The 17,625-nt window shown below is 73.4% G+C and carries 17 protein-coding genes; 14 read left to right on the top strand and 3 right to left on the bottom strand.

Annotated elements, in window-relative coordinates:
- Positions 1-7: 7 nt before the first annotated feature.
- The 11 genes from gspG (at position 8) to E2170_RS04145 (ending at position 8,199) form a co-directional block, all read left to right on the top strand.
- Entirely contained in the window at positions 8-457 is a 450-nt protein-coding gene (gene gspG / locus E2170_RS04195; RefSeq protein ID WP_243708046.1) for a type II secretion system major pseudopilin GspG, read from the top strand.
- A 9-nt stretch (positions 458-466) separates the two neighbouring features.
- Complete coding sequence (locus E2170_RS04190) at positions 467-919, top strand: GspH/FimT family pseudopilin (RefSeq protein WP_132999359.1); 453 nt, start codon at positions 467-469, stop codon at positions 917-919.
- On the top strand, positions 903-1,343 hold the full coding sequence (gene gspI, locus E2170_RS04185) for a type II secretion system minor pseudopilin GspI (protein WP_132999358.1): 441 nt from the start codon (positions 903-905) through the stop codon (positions 1,341-1,343). The genes E2170_RS04190 and gspI overlap by 17 nt, the downstream gene beginning before the upstream one ends.
- The gene (gene gspJ, locus E2170_RS04180) at positions 1,340-1,933 is read left to right on the top strand and encodes a type II secretion system minor pseudopilin GspJ (protein ID WP_279432853.1); all 594 of its coding nucleotides are present in this window, start codon (positions 1,340-1,342) and stop codon (positions 1,931-1,933) included. The genes gspI and gspJ overlap by 4 nt, the downstream gene beginning before the upstream one ends.
- On the top strand, positions 1,930-2,907 hold the full coding sequence (gspK, locus tag E2170_RS04175; protein ID WP_165942148.1) for a type II secretion system minor pseudopilin GspK: 978 nt from the start codon (positions 1,930-1,932) through the stop codon (positions 2,905-2,907). The genes gspJ and gspK overlap by 4 nt, the downstream gene beginning before the upstream one ends.
- Positions 2,904-4,016: a type II secretion system protein GspL gene (gene gspL / locus E2170_RS04170; protein ID WP_165942147.1), complete on the top strand. Its 1,113-nt coding sequence runs from the start codon at positions 2,904-2,906 to the stop codon at positions 4,014-4,016. Before gspK ends, gspL begins: the two co-directional genes overlap by 4 nt.
- On the top strand, positions 4,013-4,498 hold the full coding sequence (gspM, locus tag E2170_RS04165) for a type II secretion system protein GspM (RefSeq protein ID WP_132999356.1): 486 nt from the start codon (positions 4,013-4,015) through the stop codon (positions 4,496-4,498). Before gspL ends, gspM begins: the two co-directional genes overlap by 4 nt.
- Positions 4,495-5,193 carry a type II secretion system protein N gene (gene gspN, locus E2170_RS04160; protein WP_165942146.1) on the top strand — a complete coding sequence of 233 codons (699 nt, stop codon included), beginning with the start codon at positions 4,495-4,497 and terminating at the stop codon, positions 5,191-5,193. Before gspM ends, gspN begins: the two co-directional genes overlap by 4 nt.
- Before the next feature lie 94 nt (positions 5,194-5,287).
- Entirely contained in the window at positions 5,288-6,433 is a 1,146-nt protein-coding gene (locus tag E2170_RS04155; RefSeq protein ID WP_132999355.1) for an OprO/OprP family phosphate-selective porin, read from the top strand.
- A gap of 79 nt (positions 6,434-6,512) precedes the next feature.
- Complete coding sequence (locus tag E2170_RS04150; RefSeq protein ID WP_132999354.1) at positions 6,513-7,667, top strand: glycosyltransferase family 4 protein; 1,155 nt, start codon at positions 6,513-6,515, stop codon at positions 7,665-7,667.
- Positions 7,645-8,199, top strand: a complete 555-nt coding sequence (locus tag E2170_RS04145; RefSeq protein WP_132999353.1) for a phosphatase PAP2 family protein — start codon at positions 7,645-7,647, stop codon at positions 8,197-8,199. Before E2170_RS04150 ends, E2170_RS04145 begins: the two co-directional genes overlap by 23 nt.
- Positions 8,200-8,225: 26 nt before the next feature.
- On the opposite strand, the gene creD is transcribed toward E2170_RS04145, so the two are convergent.
- From creD to creB, 3 genes are all read right to left on the bottom strand, one after another.
- Entirely contained in the window at positions 8,226-9,563 is a 1,338-nt protein-coding gene (creD, locus tag E2170_RS04140) for a cell envelope integrity protein CreD (protein WP_132999352.1), read from the bottom strand.
- A 584-nt stretch (positions 9,564-10,147) separates the two neighbouring features.
- Positions 10,148-11,575 carry a two-component system sensor histidine kinase CreC gene (creC, locus tag E2170_RS04135; RefSeq protein WP_132999351.1) on the bottom strand — a complete coding sequence of 476 codons (1,428 nt, stop codon included), beginning with the start codon at positions 11,573-11,575 and terminating at the stop codon, positions 10,148-10,150.
- A 4-nt stretch (positions 11,576-11,579) separates the two neighbouring features.
- Positions 11,580-12,293 carry a two-component system response regulator CreB gene (gene creB / locus E2170_RS04130; RefSeq protein ID WP_132999350.1) on the bottom strand — a complete coding sequence of 238 codons (714 nt, stop codon included), beginning with the start codon at positions 12,291-12,293 and terminating at the stop codon, positions 11,580-11,582.
- A 38-nt stretch (positions 12,294-12,331) separates the two neighbouring features.
- Here creB and E2170_RS04125 point away from each other — a divergent pair, with 38 nt between their 5' ends.
- Genes E2170_RS04125 through mfd form a run of 3 tightly spaced genes read left to right on the top strand, consistent with a single transcriptional unit; the run spans position 12,332 to position 17,397 of the window.
- Entirely contained in the window at positions 12,332-13,189 is an 858-nt protein-coding gene (locus E2170_RS04125) for a 23S rRNA (adenine(2030)-N(6))-methyltransferase RlmJ (RefSeq protein ID WP_132999349.1), read from the top strand.
- 59 nt (positions 13,190-13,248) lie between these two features.
- Positions 13,249-13,827, top strand: a complete 579-nt coding sequence (locus tag E2170_RS04120) for a GNAT family N-acetyltransferase (protein ID WP_132999348.1) — start codon at positions 13,249-13,251, stop codon at positions 13,825-13,827.
- Between the two features lie 60 nt (positions 13,828-13,887).
- Positions 13,888-17,397, top strand: coding sequence for a transcription-repair coupling factor (mfd, locus tag E2170_RS04115; protein ID WP_132999347.1), 3,510 nt, complete (start codon positions 13,888-13,890; stop codon positions 17,395-17,397).
- The last annotated feature ends 228 nt before the right edge of the window (positions 17,398-17,625 follow it).

The raw sequence follows: 17,625 nt of genomic DNA, 5'->3' as shown, positions 1-17,625 counted from the left end.
GGCCGACATGCACCACCGCGACACCCCCACCCCCGCCCGCCGCCGCAGCGCCGGCTTCACCCTGGTCGAGCTGATGGTCGCGATCGTGATCATCGGCCTGCTGTCGACGGTGGTGATGATCAACGTCATGCCCAGCCAGGACCGCGCCATGACGGAGAAGGCGCGCGCCGACATCTCGGTGCTGGAGCAGGCGCTGGAGACCTACCGGCTCGACAACATGAGCTACCCGACCACGGCGCAGGGCCTGCCCGCCCTGCTGGATCCGCCGGCCGGCCTCGCGCGCCCGGAGCGCTACCGCAAGGGCGGCTACATCCGCCGCCTGCCCGAGGATCCGTGGGGCAACGCCTACCAATACCGGCAACCCGGCCGCAGCGGCGGCTTCGACGTCTACTCCTTCGGTGCCGACGGCGCCGAGGGCGGCGACGGCGACAGCGCCGATATCGGCAACTGGCGCTGAGGCAGGGCCATGCGGCGCGCGCGCGGATTCACCCTGGTCGAGCTGATGGTGGCGCTGGCCGTCATCGGCCTGGCGGGTGCCGCCGTCGCGCTGACCCTGCCGCCGTCGGACGACGTGCTGGTGAAGGAGACGGAAACCTTCGCGGCGCGCCTGGCGCACGCGCGCGACGAGGCCATCCTCGGCATGCGCACGATCGAGGTCGGCGTCACCGCGCGCGGCTACGGCTTCAGCCGCCGCCGCTTCGAGGGCTGGCAGCCGCTGGAGGGCCGCGCCTTCGCCGCGGTCGACTGGGCGCCCGGCACGCAGCCGCAGCTGCCCGGGCGCGACGGGCGGATGGCGTTCCGCTTCGATCCCACCGGTGCCGCCGAACCCGGCAGCCTTGTGCTGCTGCGCGAAGGGCGCCGCGCACGCGTCTCGGTCGACGGCGGCGGCGAGGTGACGGTCGATGGCAGCGCGCGCTGAGGCCACCGACATCGACGGCGTCCGTGCCCGCAGGTCGTATTGCGCCCTCATCGCGCACGGGCGCCGCGCTGCCGGCTTCTCGCTGATCGAGATGCTCGTGGCGCTGGCGGTGTTCGCGCTGGCCATGCTCGGCCTGATGAATCTTTCCGGCGAAAGCACGCGCACCGCGTTCGCGATCGAGGAGCGCGTGCTGGCCGCGGTGGTCGCCGACAACGTCGCGGTCGAGGCCGCCACCGTGGACGTGCGCGAACTGGCCGACGAGGCGAGTGGCCGCGAAGAGGCAGGCGGCCGCGACTGGCGCTGGACGCGCAGCACCACGCCGACCGCCGACCCGTCGCTGCTGCGCGTGGACATCCGCGTATCGCCGCCGGGCGAGTCGCGGGTGGCGGCGGACGTCTCGCTGTTCCGGAGCGCGCCGCGGTGAGCCCGGCGCGCGGCTTCACCCTGCTCGAGGTCATGGCCTCGCTGGCGATCTTCGGCCTGATCGCCGCCGCCGGCGTGGCGGTGATGGGCCACGCCGCCGACAGCCAGGGCGTGCTGCGCGAGCGCATGGACCGCCTGGGCGAGTTCCAGCGCGCGCGCGCCCTGCTCCGCGCCGACCTGTCGCAGGCGGCGCTGCGCCTGGTGCGGCGCAGCGACGGCAGCAGCGCCCGCGACGCCTTCCACGGCGGCCGCCCGGACGAGTCTGGCCCGCTGTTCGCCTTCGTCCGCCGCGGCCGCGAAAACCCCGAGGCCGCCGCGCGCTCCTCGCTGGAGTACGTCGAATACCGCATCGTCGACGGCCGCCTGGAGCGCAGCGCGCGCGCGGCCGTCGACGGCGCCGCCCCGCCGCCTGCGCGCGTGCTGCTGGACGGGATCGGCAGCGCGCGCGTGGCCTACCTCAGCGACGGCCTCTGGAACGACGGCTGGCGCGGCGGCACCGGCAACCTGCCGCAGGCGATCGAACTGGAACTCGAGCTCGAGGCCATCGGCCACGTGCGCCAGCGCTTCCTGCTGCCGGGGATCACGCAGTGAGCCGCGCCTGCGAACGCGGCGCCGCCCTGCTCACCGTCCTGCTGCTGGTGGCGGTGATGACCGTGCTGCTGGTGGCGGTGATGGACGACATCCGCTTCGGCCTGCGCCGCACCGGCAACGCCCAGGCCCTGGCCCAGGCGCAGTGGTATGCGCTGGGCAGCGAGGAACTGGCGCGCGCACGCATCCACCAGCTCGACCGCGGCGACGGCCGCACCACGCTGGAGGGCGGCTGGAACGGCCGTCCCTTCGTGTTCCCGATCGACGGCGGCGTCATGCGCGTGCGCCTGGACGATGCCACCGCCTGCTTCAACCTCAACAGCGTGGTCGAGGGCGCGCCCGGGCAGTGGCGGCGGCGCGAGGCCGGGGTGCGGCAGTACCTCGCCCTGCTGCAGGCGCTGGGTTTCGACGCGACGCGAGCCGACGCCATGGCCGACGCCCTGGTCGACTGGATCGATGCCGATCAGCTGCCCGGCCCGGCCGGGGCGGAGGATCCCGCCTACGCCTCGCGCGGCCCGGGTTATCGCACCTCCAGCGCCCTGCTCGCCGAGGCCAGCGAACTGCGCGCGATCGCCGGCCACGACGCGGAGGCGTATGCGCGACTGCGGCCGCACGTCTGCGCGCAGCCCGACCCGGCCCTGTCCCCGGTCAACCCCAACACCCTGGGCGAGGACGACGCCGTGCTGCTGGCGATGCTGAGCGACAACGTGCTCGACCTCGCCGCGGCGCGGCGCGTGATCGCCTCGCGCCCGGCGCAGGGCTGGCCGGACGTGCCCGCCTTCCTGCAGCAGCCGGCGATCCAGGCGGCGAACCTGCCCGACCCGTCCCTGCAGCAGCTGCGCGTGCGCACCCGCTGGTTCGCGCTGCTCACCGAAGTCGAATACGACGGCGCCGAAGTGGTGCTGAGCGCGCTGCTGGACGGCGAATCCCCCGGCTCCGCGCGCCTGGTCGCGCGGCGATGGACATACGACGAATGAACCACCGCATCCTCTTCCTGCCCGCCGATCCCGCGGCCGCGGCCACACTGCTGGACGTGGACGACGGCGGCCGCGTGCTGTCGCGCGCCACGCTGCGCCCGGGCGACATCGCCGCACCGGCGCCGACGCCGACGCCGACGCACACCGTGCTGGTGGTACCGGGCGAGGCCGTGCGCATCGACCACCTCGACCTGGCGGCGCACAGCGAAGCCCAGGCGCGCGCCGCCGCGCAGGCCCTGCTCGCCGCCCGCCTGGCCCGGCCCGGCGCGCTTCACGTCGCGCTCGATGTCGGCACCGCCGGGACCCTGCGCACCGTGGCCGCGGTGGAACCCGGGCTGCTCCGCGACTGGCTCGCGCGCGCCGGTGCCTTCGGCCTGACCCCCGACGCCGCGGTACCCGAACAGCTGCTGCTGCCCATGCCCGATGACGAAAGCGATGCCGCCGTGCGCGTCCTCGACGCTGGCGACCGCTGGCTGGTGCGCGGTGACGGCCTGGCCTTCGCCGCCGCCCCGGCGCTGGCGGTGCGCGTGATCGGCGAGCGCCCGCGCATCGCGGTCGAAGGTGGCATGGACGCCATGGCCACGCAGGCCCTGCGCCCCGCGGTCGACCTGCTGCAGGGCGACTTCCTCCCCGCGTCCCGGCGCGCGCGCCCAGCCGGCCGCCGGCGCCTGACCTGGCTGGCCGCGGCCCTGCTGGCCTCGCCGCTGCTCCTGCTCGCAGCACAGGCGCTGCGCCTGGAGCTGGCCGCGCGCGCGCTCGACTCGCGCGCCGAGGCCCTGGTCCGCGACGCGCTGCCCGGCACCGGCCGCGCCGGCACCGGTCCCGACACCCTGGCCGCCCACCTGCAGGCGATCCGCGAGCCGCGCGCCTTCGCGGCCGCCAGCGGCGCCCTGTTCGCGGCCGTCGCCGGACGCCCCGGCACCCACCTGCTCGAGCTCGAGTACCAGCGCGGCGACCGCCTGCGCGCGGTCGTCTTCCACGCCAGCGCCGACGACATCGAAGCCCTCCGCGCCGCCCTCGCCGCCGACGGCTGGCGGGTGGTCGAAGGCGGCAGCAGCGAAACCCCGGACGGCCTGCGCACCGGGCTGGCCCTGGAGCCCGAAGCATGAAACCGATCCCACGAATCCTGGCCTGGTGGCACGGCCGCGAGCCGCGCGAGCGCCTGATGCTCGCGGTGATGGCGATCCTGGTCGCCGCCTTCGTCGCCTGGTGCGGCCTGCTGTGGCCGCTGCGCGCATGGCGCGAGAGCGCCGGTGCGCGCTACGACCGTGCCACCATTGCACTCCAGGCGACCGAAGCCGAGGTCGCGGCGCTGACCGGCAGCGCGGCGTCGACACCCCCTGCCAGCGGCGAAGCCCTGCAGCACCGCCTGCTCGAAAGCGTCCGCGACGCGGGACTGGCGCCCAGCCGCCAGCGCAGCGCCGCCGACGGCGCCTTCATGCTCGAATTCGAAGCCGTGGCCCCGCCCGCGCTGTTCGGCTGGCTCGGGCAGCTGGCCGAAGGCGACGGCCTGGCCCCCGCCTCGCTTCGGGTCGAGCGCGCCGACGGCAGTCTGCGCGCCGAGGTCGGTTTCGGCGGGGCCGCACCGTGAGCGGTCGCCGCCTGGCCCTGTGGTTCACCGGCGCCTTCGCCCTGGCCCTGCTGCTGTGCCTGCCGCTGCAGCTCGTGCTTCCCAGGCTGTCATTGCCGCCGGGCCTGTCGGCGACCGGCGTCGAGGGCAGCCTCTGGCGTGGCCGCCTGCGCCAGGCACGGTGGCGCGGCGCCGAACTGGGCGAGCTGCAGCTGGGCCTGTCGCCGCTGCCCCTGCTCGCGGGGCGCCAGCAGCTCTGGCTGCGCGGCCCACACCTGCACCTGGCGCTGCAGGGCGGGCGCATGCGCGGCATCGACAAGGCCCAGGGCGTGCTGCCGCTGCCCTCGCCACCGGGGCTGGCGCTGCGCGCATCGCTCGAGGACGCGCGGATGCGCTTCGACGCCGACGGCTGCCGCGACGCCGGCGGCCGCGTGCGGATCGAGGCCACGCTGCCGGGCGACGCGCTGCCGCCCCTGCTGCTGTCCGGCACGCCGGCTTGCGACGGCCGCAGCGGCAGGATCGCCCTGCTGCCCGAGGCCAGCGGCGGCCCGCTGGTGCTCGAGGCCACCCTGTCGATCGAAGCCGATGGCCGCTACGCGCTGCAGACGCTGGCGCGCAGCGACGACCCGGCGATCCGCTCCGCCCTGCTGGCGGCCGGCTTCCAGGACGCCGGCGGCGGCCTCAGCCGCGCCGATGCCGGCCACCTCGCCTACTGAACGAACGGCCCCGGGCAGGCCGCACGTCGCCGGTCACGCCCCAGCCCCGGGGTAAAATCCGCGGCTGCACGTTCCGTGCGCCCCCGGTACCCCGATGAAACGCCTGACGCTCTCCCTCGCGCTCGCCGCCGCCTGCTCCACCCCCGCCCACGCCGAAATCCCCTTGGGCACGGTGGCGGGATCGGACATCGCCTTCGAGGGTCTGTTCCAGGTCGACGGCTACCGCTTCGACAACGACCGCAGCGACCTCGACGGCCGCGACGACGGCCGCGATCGCGCGACCGGCGTCCGCCGCCTCGAACTGGTGCTGAAGGGCAGCGGCCCCGGCGGCTTCGCCTGGACCCTGGGCTACGACGCCCACGGCGAGGCCTGGCTGGACAACAACCTGTCGTGGAGCTTCGGCGGCGACGGCGCGCCGAAGCACACCTTCCTGCTCGGCCAGGCCAAGCAGCCCAACAGCCTCGAAGAGCTGTCCTCCACCCGCAACAACGACTTCATCGCCAAGGCCGCCGCCACCGGCGTCTTCGCCACCGGCCGCCGCCTGGGCGCCTCCTGGGCCTACGACGCCGGCGGCCACGGCGCCACCGTGGGCTGGTTCGGACACAACCTGGACAATGACGCCGGCGGCGCGGGCTACGGCGCGCGCGCCTGGTGGGTGCCGCTGCGCGACGAGGGCCGGCTGCTGCACCTGGGCCTGAGCCACGTCGACCGCGACACCCGCGCCGACCAGCTGCGCCTGCGCGCCCGGCCCAACGCCGACATGGCGGCCGTGCGCCTGGTCGACAGCGGCGCGCTGGCCGACGTCGACCGCCTGGCCACCACCGGCCTGGAGGCGATGTGGATCCAGGGCCCGCTGAAGCTGCAGGGCGAGTACTACCTGGCCAGCGCCGACCGCATCGGCGCTGGCGGTTACGACGTCGACGGCGGCTACGCCAGCCTCCTCTGGGCGCCCGGCAGCGAAGGCTGGGGCTACCGCGGCGGCCTGCCGCGCACCACGGTCGACGGCGCCGGCCTGTGGCAGTTCGGCCTTCGCTACGACCTGCTCGACCTCGACGACGGCGCCGTGCGCGGCGGCCGCATGCAGGCCTGGACGCTGGGCGTGAACTGGTACTGGCGCGAGAACGCCAAGCTGATGCTGAACTACGTCGACGTCGCCAGCCGGCGCGCCGGCCCCGGCAGCGGCGAAGTGCTGCACGACGATCCCTCGATCGTCGAGGCGCGCGTCCAGCTGCACTGGTAGCGGCGTCACACGGCGGTAAAGGAACCGCAACAGGCGCGACACCGCGCATCGTCAGGCTTCGATCAAACCGGAGCCCTGCATGCGCTACGCCATCGTCACCGAGACCTATCCGCCGGAAGTCAACGGCGTTGCGCTCACCGTGCAGGAGCTGGAACGCGGGCTCCGCGCGCGCGGCCACGAGGTCGACGTGGTACGGCCCCGCAAGCACCGCGGCGAACGCCCCAATGACGGCGAGATGCTCGCCGCCGGCATCCGCCTGCCCTTCTATGCAGGCCTGCGCTTCGGCCTGCCTGCCGCCGGGCGGCTGCGCCGCCGCTGGCGCCGGCAGCGCCCCGACGCGGTCTACATCGCCACCGAAGGTCCGCTGGGCTGGTCGGCGATGCGCGCCGCGAAGGCACTCGGCATCCCGGTCGCCTCCGGTTTCCACACCCGCTTCGACCACTACATGCGCGACTACGGCCTGCCGTTCATGGAGCCGGTCGCCCTGGCCTGGATGCGGCGCTTCCACAACGCCGCCTCCGCCACCCTGGTGCCGACGCGGGAACTGCAGGCCGAGCTCGAAGGCCTCGGCTTCGGCGCCGTCGTCCACCTGCCGCGCGCGGTCGACACCGCGCGATTCGACCCCGCCCACCGCGACGAGGCGCTGCGCGCCCGCTGGGGCCTCGCGCCGGGCGCGCTGGCGGTGACCTACGTCGGCCGCGTCGCCGCGGAGAAGAACCTCGACCTCGCCATCCGCGCCTTCCGCGCCCTGCAGGAGCTGCGTCCCGACGCGCGCTTCGTCTGGGTCGGCGAAGGTCCCGAGCTGGCGGCGATCCGCGACGCCAACCCCGATTTCGTCTACTGCGGCCTGCAGCGCGGCGAAGCGCTCGCGCGCCACTTCGCCAGCGCCGACCTGTTCCTGTTCCCGAGCCTGTCGGAAACCTTCGGCAACGTCACCATCGAGGCCATGGCCAGCGGCGTGGCCACCGTCGCCTACCGCTACGGCGCCGCCGCCGAGCACCTGCGCCACGGCCAGCACGGCGCCGCGATCGCGCCGCACGACGAGGCCGCCTTCATCGATGCCGCCTGCCGCCTGTCGCTGGAAGACCGCTCCCGCCGCGGCATGGGCGCCAACGCCCGCGCATCGGTGCTGCCGCTGCGCCCGGCGCAGGTCGCCGCCGACTTCGACGCCATCCTCAAGGGCATCGCCGCCCACCGCAGGAGCCATGCCGATGTCCACGCTGCCCTCGCCTGAGCGCCGCCACGCCGCCGCCGACCGCTTCCTCTGCCTGCGCACCAACGACTGGTGCGCGCGCAGCGGCGTGCTGCGCATCTTCGCCGCGACCAGCCGCCTCGGCGACGGCGTCGCCTGGTACGCGCTGATGGCGGCGATGGTGCTGTTCGACGGCTTCGACGGCCTGCGCGCCTCCGCGCACATGGCCGCCACAGGCGCCATCGCGCTGCTGCTGTACAAGGCGCTCAAGCGCTGGACGCGACGCCCGCGGCCCTATGCCGCGGACGTGCGCATCCGCGCCTGGATCGCGCCGCTGGACGAGTTCAGCTTCCCCTCGGGCCACACCCTGCACGCGGTATCGTTCACCGTGGTGGCGCTGGCGTACTACCCGCAGCTGGCCTGGCTGCTGCTGCCCTTCACCGCCATGGTAGCGCTGTCGCGCGTGGTGCTGGGCCTGCACTACCCCAGCGACGTGCTCGCCGCCACCGCGATCGGCGGCATCCTCGGCGGCGGCACGCTGTGGCTGGGTTCGCATATCCCCGGCCTGTCCTGAGCGGCCTGTACTGACCGGGCCACGACTCAGCGACCCATGGCCGGCATCGCCGCGCCGACGCGGTACCAGTCGACCCTGCGGGTGACCACCATGATCGCCGCGAGCACCACGAACAGCAGGCCGGCACCGAGCACCAGGGCATTGTCCTCGGACACCAGCAGGCCGTAGAGCGCGGCGTACAGCGTCGCCAGCATCGCCGCGAAGCCCGCACCACGCGCCACGCCGCCGAGCACCGCCGACAGGTAGAAGCCGATCAGACCGATGCAGGCCAGCGCCGCCGACAGGTAGGCGAAGCCGAACGGGATGTGCTCGCCCAGGCTGACCAGCAGCAGGAAGAAGATCGCGATCGCCAGCCCCACCAGGCCGTACTGGATCGGGTGGATCGGCTGCTGGCGTATCAGCTCGAACATGAAGAAGGCCACGAAGCTCAGGAGCACGAACAGCAGGCCGTACTTGGTCGCGCGCTCGGCCTGCAGGTAGGCGTTGACGGGATCGACCAGGGTCACGCCGGCGGCATCGGGATCGGCGCTCCAGCCCATGCCCCCGCCGGCCAGCGAGGCCTTGCGGCGGTAGCGGCCCTGGGCCTCGGTCGCCAGCGAAGCCACCTTCCAGTTCGCGTTGAAGCCCGCCGCGTCGAGGTCGTGCACCGGCGACAGGCCCTCGAAGCGCGGATGCGGCCAACTGGAGCGCAGGCGCAGGTCGTTGTCGCGCGCCAGCGGCATCATCGCGAAGGATTCCGTGCCGCGCAGCTCGAGGTCGAGCCGGCTGTCGAAGGCCAGCCTCGCACCCGCCACCGGCGCCTTCAGGCGCGCGTGCACGCCCGGCCCCTCCTCGTGGCCGATGCCCTGCGCCAGCGCCTGCACGCGGCCGCCGATCTGCAGCCGTGGCAGTTCGCGCAGGCCGCGCACGTCGGCGATGCCGAAGGCCAGCCACGGCTCTCCGATGCGGCGATCCGCGCCCTCGGGCGCATCGTCGGGCAACTGCGCGTCGAAGCGCGCCTGCACCGTGCCCTGCCACTGGTAGACCCGGACCTCGTGCAGTCCGCGCTTGCGGACGTCGGGCGCCAGTGCGCCGTCGACCACCAGGGTCTCGGGGAAAAAGGTCCAGTGCCGCGTCCGCCGCCGCACCGTGGTGCGCATGATGCCGGCGGCATCGGCCGACTGCTCGCGCACTTCTTCCGAATAGGGCACCACCAGCACCGGCCCCGCCACCACCTGGCGCCCGCCATAGCTGGCGGCGATGTTCGCCACCGCCTCCGCCCGCCGCTCCTGGCGCTCCTGGATCACGCCCCGCACCATCGACAAGGGCACCAGGATCGCGATCGTCATCGCCGCCACCATCAGGATCTTCACCCACAAACGCATGTCCGCACTCCCATGGAAAACCGCGGACAGGCTGCGGCCGCCGCGTGTGCGCAGCGCGGGGCGAGGGTGAGGTGAATGTGAAGTCGCGGCAGGGAGAGTCCTCGCAGCCCACCGTGGAGGCAGGGGGGATGCCCAGCCGGATAGAGTCCGCATCCAGCTACCAAATCCGGCCGCCGGCCATCCATGGCCGGCTCTGGGCATCCCCCCTGCCTCCACGGCGGGCCCGACTGTTTTCGCGATCTGGCAGACAAGAGCCCCGCGAGCGGAACGTTCTGCGCCAGCCGAAGAGAAACAACGTTTCCCGTACGCCGGCTCTTGGCTCTTGGCTCTTCGCTTTTGGCTTTTGGCTTCTGCTCTTCGACCCGAAGCCGACGAACGCCACAGCCCGTCCCGTGCACAGGGGGTGTGCGGACAGCCGGCCATGGATGGCCGGCGGCCGGCTTCCGTAGCTGGACGCGGAGGCGGCCGGGGGAGCACACCCCCTGTGTACGGGACGGGCAGCGCGAACTCCAACGGAGTCGCCCCAGACCCAACGGAGCTGCTCCAGTCACGACAACAGAGCTGCCCCAATCACCAACAGCGCGTCAGGCCGCGGGCAGCTCGATCCCGGCCAGGGCGCCGCCGCCGTCACGGTTGCGCAGCCAGGCGCGACCGCCGTGCAGCTGCGCGACCTCGGCGACGAAGGTCAGGCCGATGCCGCTGCTGCGACCGGCGTCGCCGGGGCGCGGCAGCGAATAGAAGCGTTCGAACACCTGGTCGAGCGCGTAACCCGGAACGCCTGGCCCTTCGTCGGCGACCTCGATGCCGACGCCGTCGCCGCGCGCGCGCATTGCCACCGACACCGTGCCGCCGCGCGGCGAGAACGCGATCGCGTTGTCGACCAGGTTCTCCAGCGCCTGGCGCAGCAGGAATGCGTCGCCCGCCGGTGCCGGCAGCGGTTCGTCGGCCTCCAGCGACAGTGCCACGCCGGCCGCGCGCAATCGCGGGGCGACCGCCTCGGCCACGTCGCGCGCGACCGCGGTCAGATCGACCGGCGCTGGACTCTCGATCCGCTGCCGGTGCTCGACCGCGGCCAGCGCCAGCAGCTTGTCGATCATCGCCGCCATGCGCTCGCTCTGCGCGCCGATGTTGGCGGCGAAGCGCCGGTGGTCGGCGTCGGGCAGCGGTGATTCCAGCAGCTCGGCCGAACCGCGGATCGCCGCCAGCGGCGACTTCAGCTCATGGGTAAGCGTGTGCACATAGCGTTCGACGTAGCGGCGATCCTCGAGACGCTCGCGCATGGTCTCCAGCGCGCGACCGAGGTCGCCGAACTCGCCCGCGGCGTCCGGCGGCAGCGCGCGTTCGCCGGCGGTGACCGCATCGGCATAGCGACGCAGCCCGCCGAGCTCGCGCGACAGCCACCACGCGGCCACCAGCCCCACCAGCAGCGCCGCGCCCAGCAGGACCAGCCCCCAGCGCAGGATCACGCCCTCGCTGCGCGCGATGAACGGCGCCATCGCCCGGTTCGGCTTGGACACGGTGAGCACGCCGGCGATGCGCGCGCCGTCGTGGATGGGCGCGGCGACGTGCATCACCGAGCTGGTGTCGTCGTCGGGATCGGTGCGGGTCGAGCGCGCGCCGTAGCGCCCGCGCAGGGTCAGGTGCACGTCGTTCCAGCGCGAGTAGTCGGCGCCGAGGTCGCGGCCGGCCGAATCGAAGACCACGATGCCGCGGTCGTCGGTCACGGTGACGCGGTAGCTGGCTTCGCGCTTCTCGAAGCCCCAGATGCCGGCGCCGATGTCGCGCCCGGCGAGCGCACGCACCCGGGTGGCGAAGGCACCGTCGTCCATGCGTCCAGCCAGGAAGTCGTCGGTGGCGAGCTCGGCCAGCACGTTGGCGGTGTCGACCAGGGTGTCCTCCATCGCCTGGCGCACGCCCGGCTTCACCTCGCGCAGGAAGACCTGGCCCAGCAGCAGCGCCGCCAGCGCCACGATCAGGAAGTAGCCCAGCAGGATGCGCAGCCCGATGCGCATGGCCTCAGTCCACGTCCAGCGAATAGCCGATGCCGCGGTGGGTGCGGATCGGGTCGGCTCCGGGATCGACCTGGCGCAGCTTGGCGCGCAGCGTCTTCACGTGGGTGTCGACGGTGCGCTCGCCGCTTTCCGGGGCATCGGCCCAGGCGCGGTCGAGCAGCTGCGCGCGGCCGAGGATGGCGCCCGGGCGGCGCAGCAGTTCGGCCAGCAGGGCGTACTCGTGGCGGGTGAGGTCGAGCAGGCGGCCATCGAAGCGGAGCCTGCGCGCGTCGGCGTCGTGCTCGAAGCGCCCCTGCCGGCGCGGCCCCGCGGCCTCGGCCGCCGGATGCCGGCGCAGCCGCGCGCGCACCCGCGCGACCAGCTCGCGCGGCGAGAACGGCTTGGCGATGTAGTCGTCGGCGCCCAGCTCCAGGCCCAGCACGCGGTCGAACTCGTCGCCGCGCGCGGTCAGGAACACCACCGGCAGCGCGCTGAAGCCGCGCAGCTGGCGGCAGACCTCGAAGCCGCCGATGTCGGGCAGGCCGACGTCGAGCAGCACCAGGTCGACGCCGCCGGCGCGTACCCGCGCTGCCACGTCGCCGCCCAGCATCCGGTGCTCGACCGCGAAGCCCTCGGCTCGCAGCGCGTACAACACCGCCTGGGCGATCGCCGGGTCGTCCTCGACCAGGAGCACGGTGGATGGCGCGGGCGTGGCGGGATCGGTCATGGCGCGCAGCATAGCCGCCGCGCGCGGCGGCGGGCCGGTATCCTGCAGCGATGAACTACCGCCATGCCTTCCACGCCGGCAACCACGCCGACGTCCTCAAGCACGTCGTCCTGCTCGCGCTGTGCGATGCGCTGGTGGCCAAGCCCGCGCCGCTGTTCGCGCTCGACACCCACGCCGGGCGCGGCCTGTACCACCTGTCCGGCGCCAGCGCACAGCGCACCGGCGAGGCCGACGACGGCATCGCGCGGCTGATCGCCGAGTCCCCGCGCGAGCCGCTGCTGCGGCGTTACCTGGAGGCCGTCGCCGCCTGCCGGAAGCAGCACGGCGCCGACGCCTACCCCGGCTCGCCCTGGCTGCTGGCGCACGCGCTGCGCGACATCGACCGCATCGCCTGCTGCGAGGTGCAGCCGGAGGAGGCCAAGGCGCTGCAAGCGACCTTCAGCGGGGAACGCCGCCTGCGCGTGCAGGCCGGCGACGGCTACGCCGCCATGCGCGCCCTGCTGCCGCCGCGCGACGGCGAGGCCCGCGTCGGCCGCGGCCTGGTGCTGATCGACCCGCCCTACGAAACCCAGCTGGCGGAGTTCGACGATGCCCTGGCGGCGATCCGCGACGGCCTGCGCCGCTTCCCGCAGGGCGTGTTCGCGCTCTGGTACCCGATCAAGCTGCGGCGTTCGCTGGGGCCCTTCCAGCGCCGTGCCGCCGACCTGCCGGCGAAGTCGGCGCTGCTGGCCGAACTGATGGTTCGCCCTGACGACTCCCCGCTGCGCATGAACGGCAGCGGCCTGCTTGTGGTCAACCCGCCCTGGCAGCTGGATGCGGTCCTGCAGCCCGCGCTCACCGCGCTGGCCGGCGCGTTGGGCGAACGCGGCGCCGGAGCGCGCCTGCATTGGCTGCGCAGCCCACCCTGAGCCGGGCGCGGGCGGCGTGTAGAGGCAGGCTTCACCTCGACCGTGCCAGCATCCGGCCCATGGTCGCCAGAAACCGCCTTCCCCCGTGGCATGAGGAAATCCACCTCCGCAACGGCCACGACGTCCTGATCCGTCCCATCCGCCCCGAGGATGCGCCGGTGCTGCGCGCCAGCTTCGACCTGCTGGAGCCCGACGATGTCCGCAGCCACCTGCTCGGTGGCCTCGACGCGATGGGCGTGGACCTCTCGCGCCGGCTGGCCCAGCCCGATGTCCGCAACGAGTTCACTCTGGTGGTGACCGAGCAGCAGCTCGCGCCGGGCGAGGCCATGATCCTGGGCCTGGCCCGGGCCGCCGTGGTTCCGGGCAGCCGCGAGGCGGCCTTCAGCATCCTCGTCGGCCGCAACGTCGCCGGCATGGGCCTGGGCCGCCACCTGATCCGCCGGCTGGCGCGCTGGGCCCGCGGCAAGCGCCTGGACGCCCTGCAGGGCGACGTGCCCGAGGACAACGGCCCGCTGGTGGAGCTGGCGCTGTCGATGGGCTTCGCCCAGGTCGAGGGCGCCGACCCGGGCTTCACGCGCATGCGGCTGCCGCTGGCCGAAGCCACCCCGTCGGCCGGCATCGAAGACGGCAACGGTTAAACTGCGCCCCCCTGCGCTGGCGGCCCGACCGCTCCGGCGCTGCCGCTGTTTTCCGAGCCGATGACCAAGCCACACGCCGCAACGCCCGCCCCGCTGTCGATCCCCGCCCCGCCCTTGCCCGCACCCGGCCGTCCGCGCGCCTGGTGGCGGGCACCCGCCTCGCGCTCGGCCCTGGCCTGGTTCGTGGCCGCGGCCGCGCGCGCCCACGACGGCGTGCTGCTGGCCGTCGCCCGCGACAACCACGCCGCCACCCAGCTCGAGGCTGACCTGCAGACGCTGGTCGGCACCGATCCCGCGCTGCCGGTGCTGGCCTTCCCCGACTGGGAAACCCTGCCCTACGACCGCTTCAGCCCGCACCCGGACATCGTCTCCCAGCGCCTGGCGACCCTGCGCCGGCTGCCTTCGATGAAGCGCGGCGTGCTGGTGGTGCCGGTGCAGACCCTGATGCAGCGCCTGCCGCCGCTGTCCTACGTGGTCGGCAACAGCTTCGACCTGCGGGTGGGCCAGCGCCTGGATCTGGACGCCGAGAAGCGCCGCCTGCAGGCCGCCGGTTACCGCAACGTGCCCCAGGTCTACGACCCCGGCGACTTCGCCGTGCGCGGCGCCCTGCTCGACGTTTACCCGATGGGCGAGGCCGCGCCGTTCCGGGTCGAACTGCTCGACGACGAGATCGACACCATCCGCGCCTTCGACCCGGAGAGCCAGCGCTCGCTGGACCGGGTCGAGGCCGTGCAGCTGATGCCCGGGCGCGAGGTGCCGCTGGACGAGACCTCGCGCGGCCGCGCGCTCGACGCCCTGCGCGAGCGCTTCGACATCGACAGCCGGCGCAGCGCGCTGTTCCAGGACCTGAAGGCCGGCGCCGCGCCCGCGGGCATCGAGTACTACCTGCCGCTGTTCTTCGAAGGCGACGCCACCGCGACCCTGTTCGACTACCTCGGCGACGACGCCCTGCCGCTGGTCGACGACGGCGCGCCGGCGGCGGCCGACCACTTCTGGGCCCAGGCCGGGCAGCGCCATGAGCAGCGCCGGCACGACATCGAGCATCCGGTGCTTTCGCCCGACGCGCTGTGGCTGGCGCCCGACGAACTGCGTGCGCGTTTCAACGAGGCACCGCGGATCGAGGTCGCGAGCGAAGGCCACCCGCGCCACGCCGAAGCCGCGCGCCTGGGCGAACAGCCCGCGCCCGAACTGCCGGTGTCCGCCCGCCACGACGCCACCGCGGTCCCGCTGAAGGACTTCCTGGGCAGCTACCCGGGCCGCGTGCTGGTCTCCGCCGACACCGCCGGCCGTCGCGAAGCCCTGCTTGAAGTGCTCGACGCCGCCGCGCTGCGCCCGCAGGTGCTGCCGGACTTCCGCAGCTTCGCCGCCGGCGACGCGCGCTTCGCGATCTCGGTCGCGCCGCTGGAAGACGGCTTCGCGCTCGACGCCGGGATCGCCGCCGGCGAACCGCTGGTGGTGCTCACCGAGCGCCAGCTGTTCCCCGAGCGCGCCGCCGCGCCGCGCCGCCGCAAGCGCGCCGGCCGCGAACCGGAAGCCATCATCCGCGACCTCGGCGAACTGTCCGAAGGCTCGCCGATCGTGCACGAGGACCACGGCGTCGGCCGCTACCGCGGCCTGGTGACGCTCGAAGCCGGCGGCATGCCCGCCGAATACCTCGAGATCGAGTACGCCAAGGGCGACCGCCTCTACGTGCCCGTGGCGCAGCTGCACCTGATCAGCCGCTACTCCGGCGCCTCGCCGGAAACCGCGCCGCTGCATTCGCTGGGCGGCGAGCAGTGGACCAAGGCCAAGCGCAAGGCCGCGGAGAAGGTGCGCGACGTCGCCGCCGAGCTGCTGGAGATCCAGGCCAAGCGTCAGGCACGCGCGGGCCTGGCGATCGACGTCGACCGCGGCATGTACGAGCCCTTCGCCGCCACCTTCCCCTTCGAGGAAACGCCCGACCAGCACGCCGCCATCGAGGCCGTGCTGCGCGACCTGCAGTCCTCGCAGCCGATGGACCGCGTGGTCTGCGGCGACGTCGGCTTCGGCAAGACCGAGGTCGCGGTGCGCGCGGCCTTCGCCGCAGCCGCAGCCGGCAAGCAGGTCGCGGTGCTGGTGCCGACCACCCTGCTGGCCGAGCAGCACTACGCCAACTTCCGCGACCGCTTCGCCGACTGGCCGATCCGGGTCGAGGTGCTGTCGCGCTTCAAGTCGACGAAGGAAATCAAGGCCGAACTGGACAAGGTCGCCGAGGGCACGATCGATGTCATCGTCGGCACCCACCGCCTGCTGCAGAAGGACGTGCGCTTCAAGGATCTGGGTCTGGTGATCGTGGACGAGGAGCAGCGCTTCGGCGTGCGCCAGAAGGAAGCGCTGAAGGCGCTACGCGCCAACGTGCACCTGCTCACGCTGACCGCCACCCCGATCCCGCGCACGCTCAACATGGCCATGGCCGGCCTGCGCGACCTGTCGATCATCGCCACCGCCCCGGCGAACCGCCTGGCGGTGCAGACCTTCGTCGTGCCCTGGGACGACGCCCAGCTGCGCGAGGCCTTCGACCGCGAGCTCGCCCGCGGCGGCCAGCTGTTCTTCCTGCACAACGACGTCGAGTCGATCGGCCGCATGCAGCGCCAGCTGCAGGAGCTGGTGCCCGAGGCCCGCATCGGCGTCGCCCACGGCCAGATGCCCGAGCGCGAGCTGGAGCGGGTGATGCTCGACTTCCAGAAGCAGCGCTTCAACGTGCTGCTGGCCTCGACCATCATTGAATCCGGCATCGACATCCCCAACGCCAACACCATCATCATCAACCGCGCCGACAGGTTCGGCCTGGCCCAGCTGCACCAGCTGCGCGGCCGCGTCGGCCGCAGCCACCACCGCGCCTACGCCTACCTGGTGGTGCCCGACAAGCGCTCGATCACCGCCGATGCGAGGAAGCGCCTGGACGCCATCGCATCCATGGACGAGCTCGGCGCCGGCTTCACCCTGGCCACCCACGACCTCGAAATCCGCGGCGCCGGCGAACTGCTGGGCGAAGACCAGAGCGGGCAGATGGCCCAGGTCGGCTTCAGCCTCTACACCGAGCTGCTGGAGCGCGCGGTGCGCAGCATCAAGCGCGGCGAGCTGCCCGACGTCGACGGCACCGCCTCGCGCGGCGCCGAGGTCGAACTGCACGCCCCGGCGCTGATCCCCGAGGACTACCTGCCCGACGTGCACACGCGCCTGACCCTGTACAAGCGCATCAGCTCCGCGCGCGACGCCGAGGCCCTGCGCGAACTGCAGGTGGAGATGATCGACCGCTTCGGCCTGCTGCCCGACCCCGCCAAGCTGCTGTTCGCGACCGCCGAACTGAAGCTGCAGGCCACGGCGCTGGGCATCGCCAAGATCGACCTCGGCGCCAGCGGCGGCCGCGTGAAGTTCGTAGAGAAACCCTCGGTCGACCCGATGGCGATCATCCGCCTGGTCCAGGGCCAGCCCAAGCACTACCGCATGGATGGCCCCGACACCCTGCGCCTGACCCTGGAACTCCCCACCCCCGAAGAACGCCTCCACGCCGCCCGCGCCCTGCTCACGCTCCTCGCTCCGAACGCCTGACGTCTGGGCTTCGGACGGGACGGAGGTTCTTTGGCCACGGATTTGCGCGGATTGCGCGGATCTGGCCGGGGCAAGCGTGGGGCACAGGGCCGCCATGAGACAGCTCGCCAGAAGCCTATATTGGAAGAAGAACTTTGCGCAGCGCGCTTTGCCGGCACTGGCCTCGGCCAGATCCGCGCAATCCGCGCAAATCCGTGGCTAAAAAAGCTTCTGCTCTATCCGCGTAAA

Source organism: Luteimonas arsenica, from assembly GCF_004352825.1.
GTDB lineage: Bacteria > Pseudomonadota > Gammaproteobacteria > Xanthomonadales > Xanthomonadaceae > Luteimonas > Luteimonas arsenica.
Note: the sequence above shows the minus strand (reverse complement) of the source record. Positions and strands in the feature narration are given on the sequence as shown.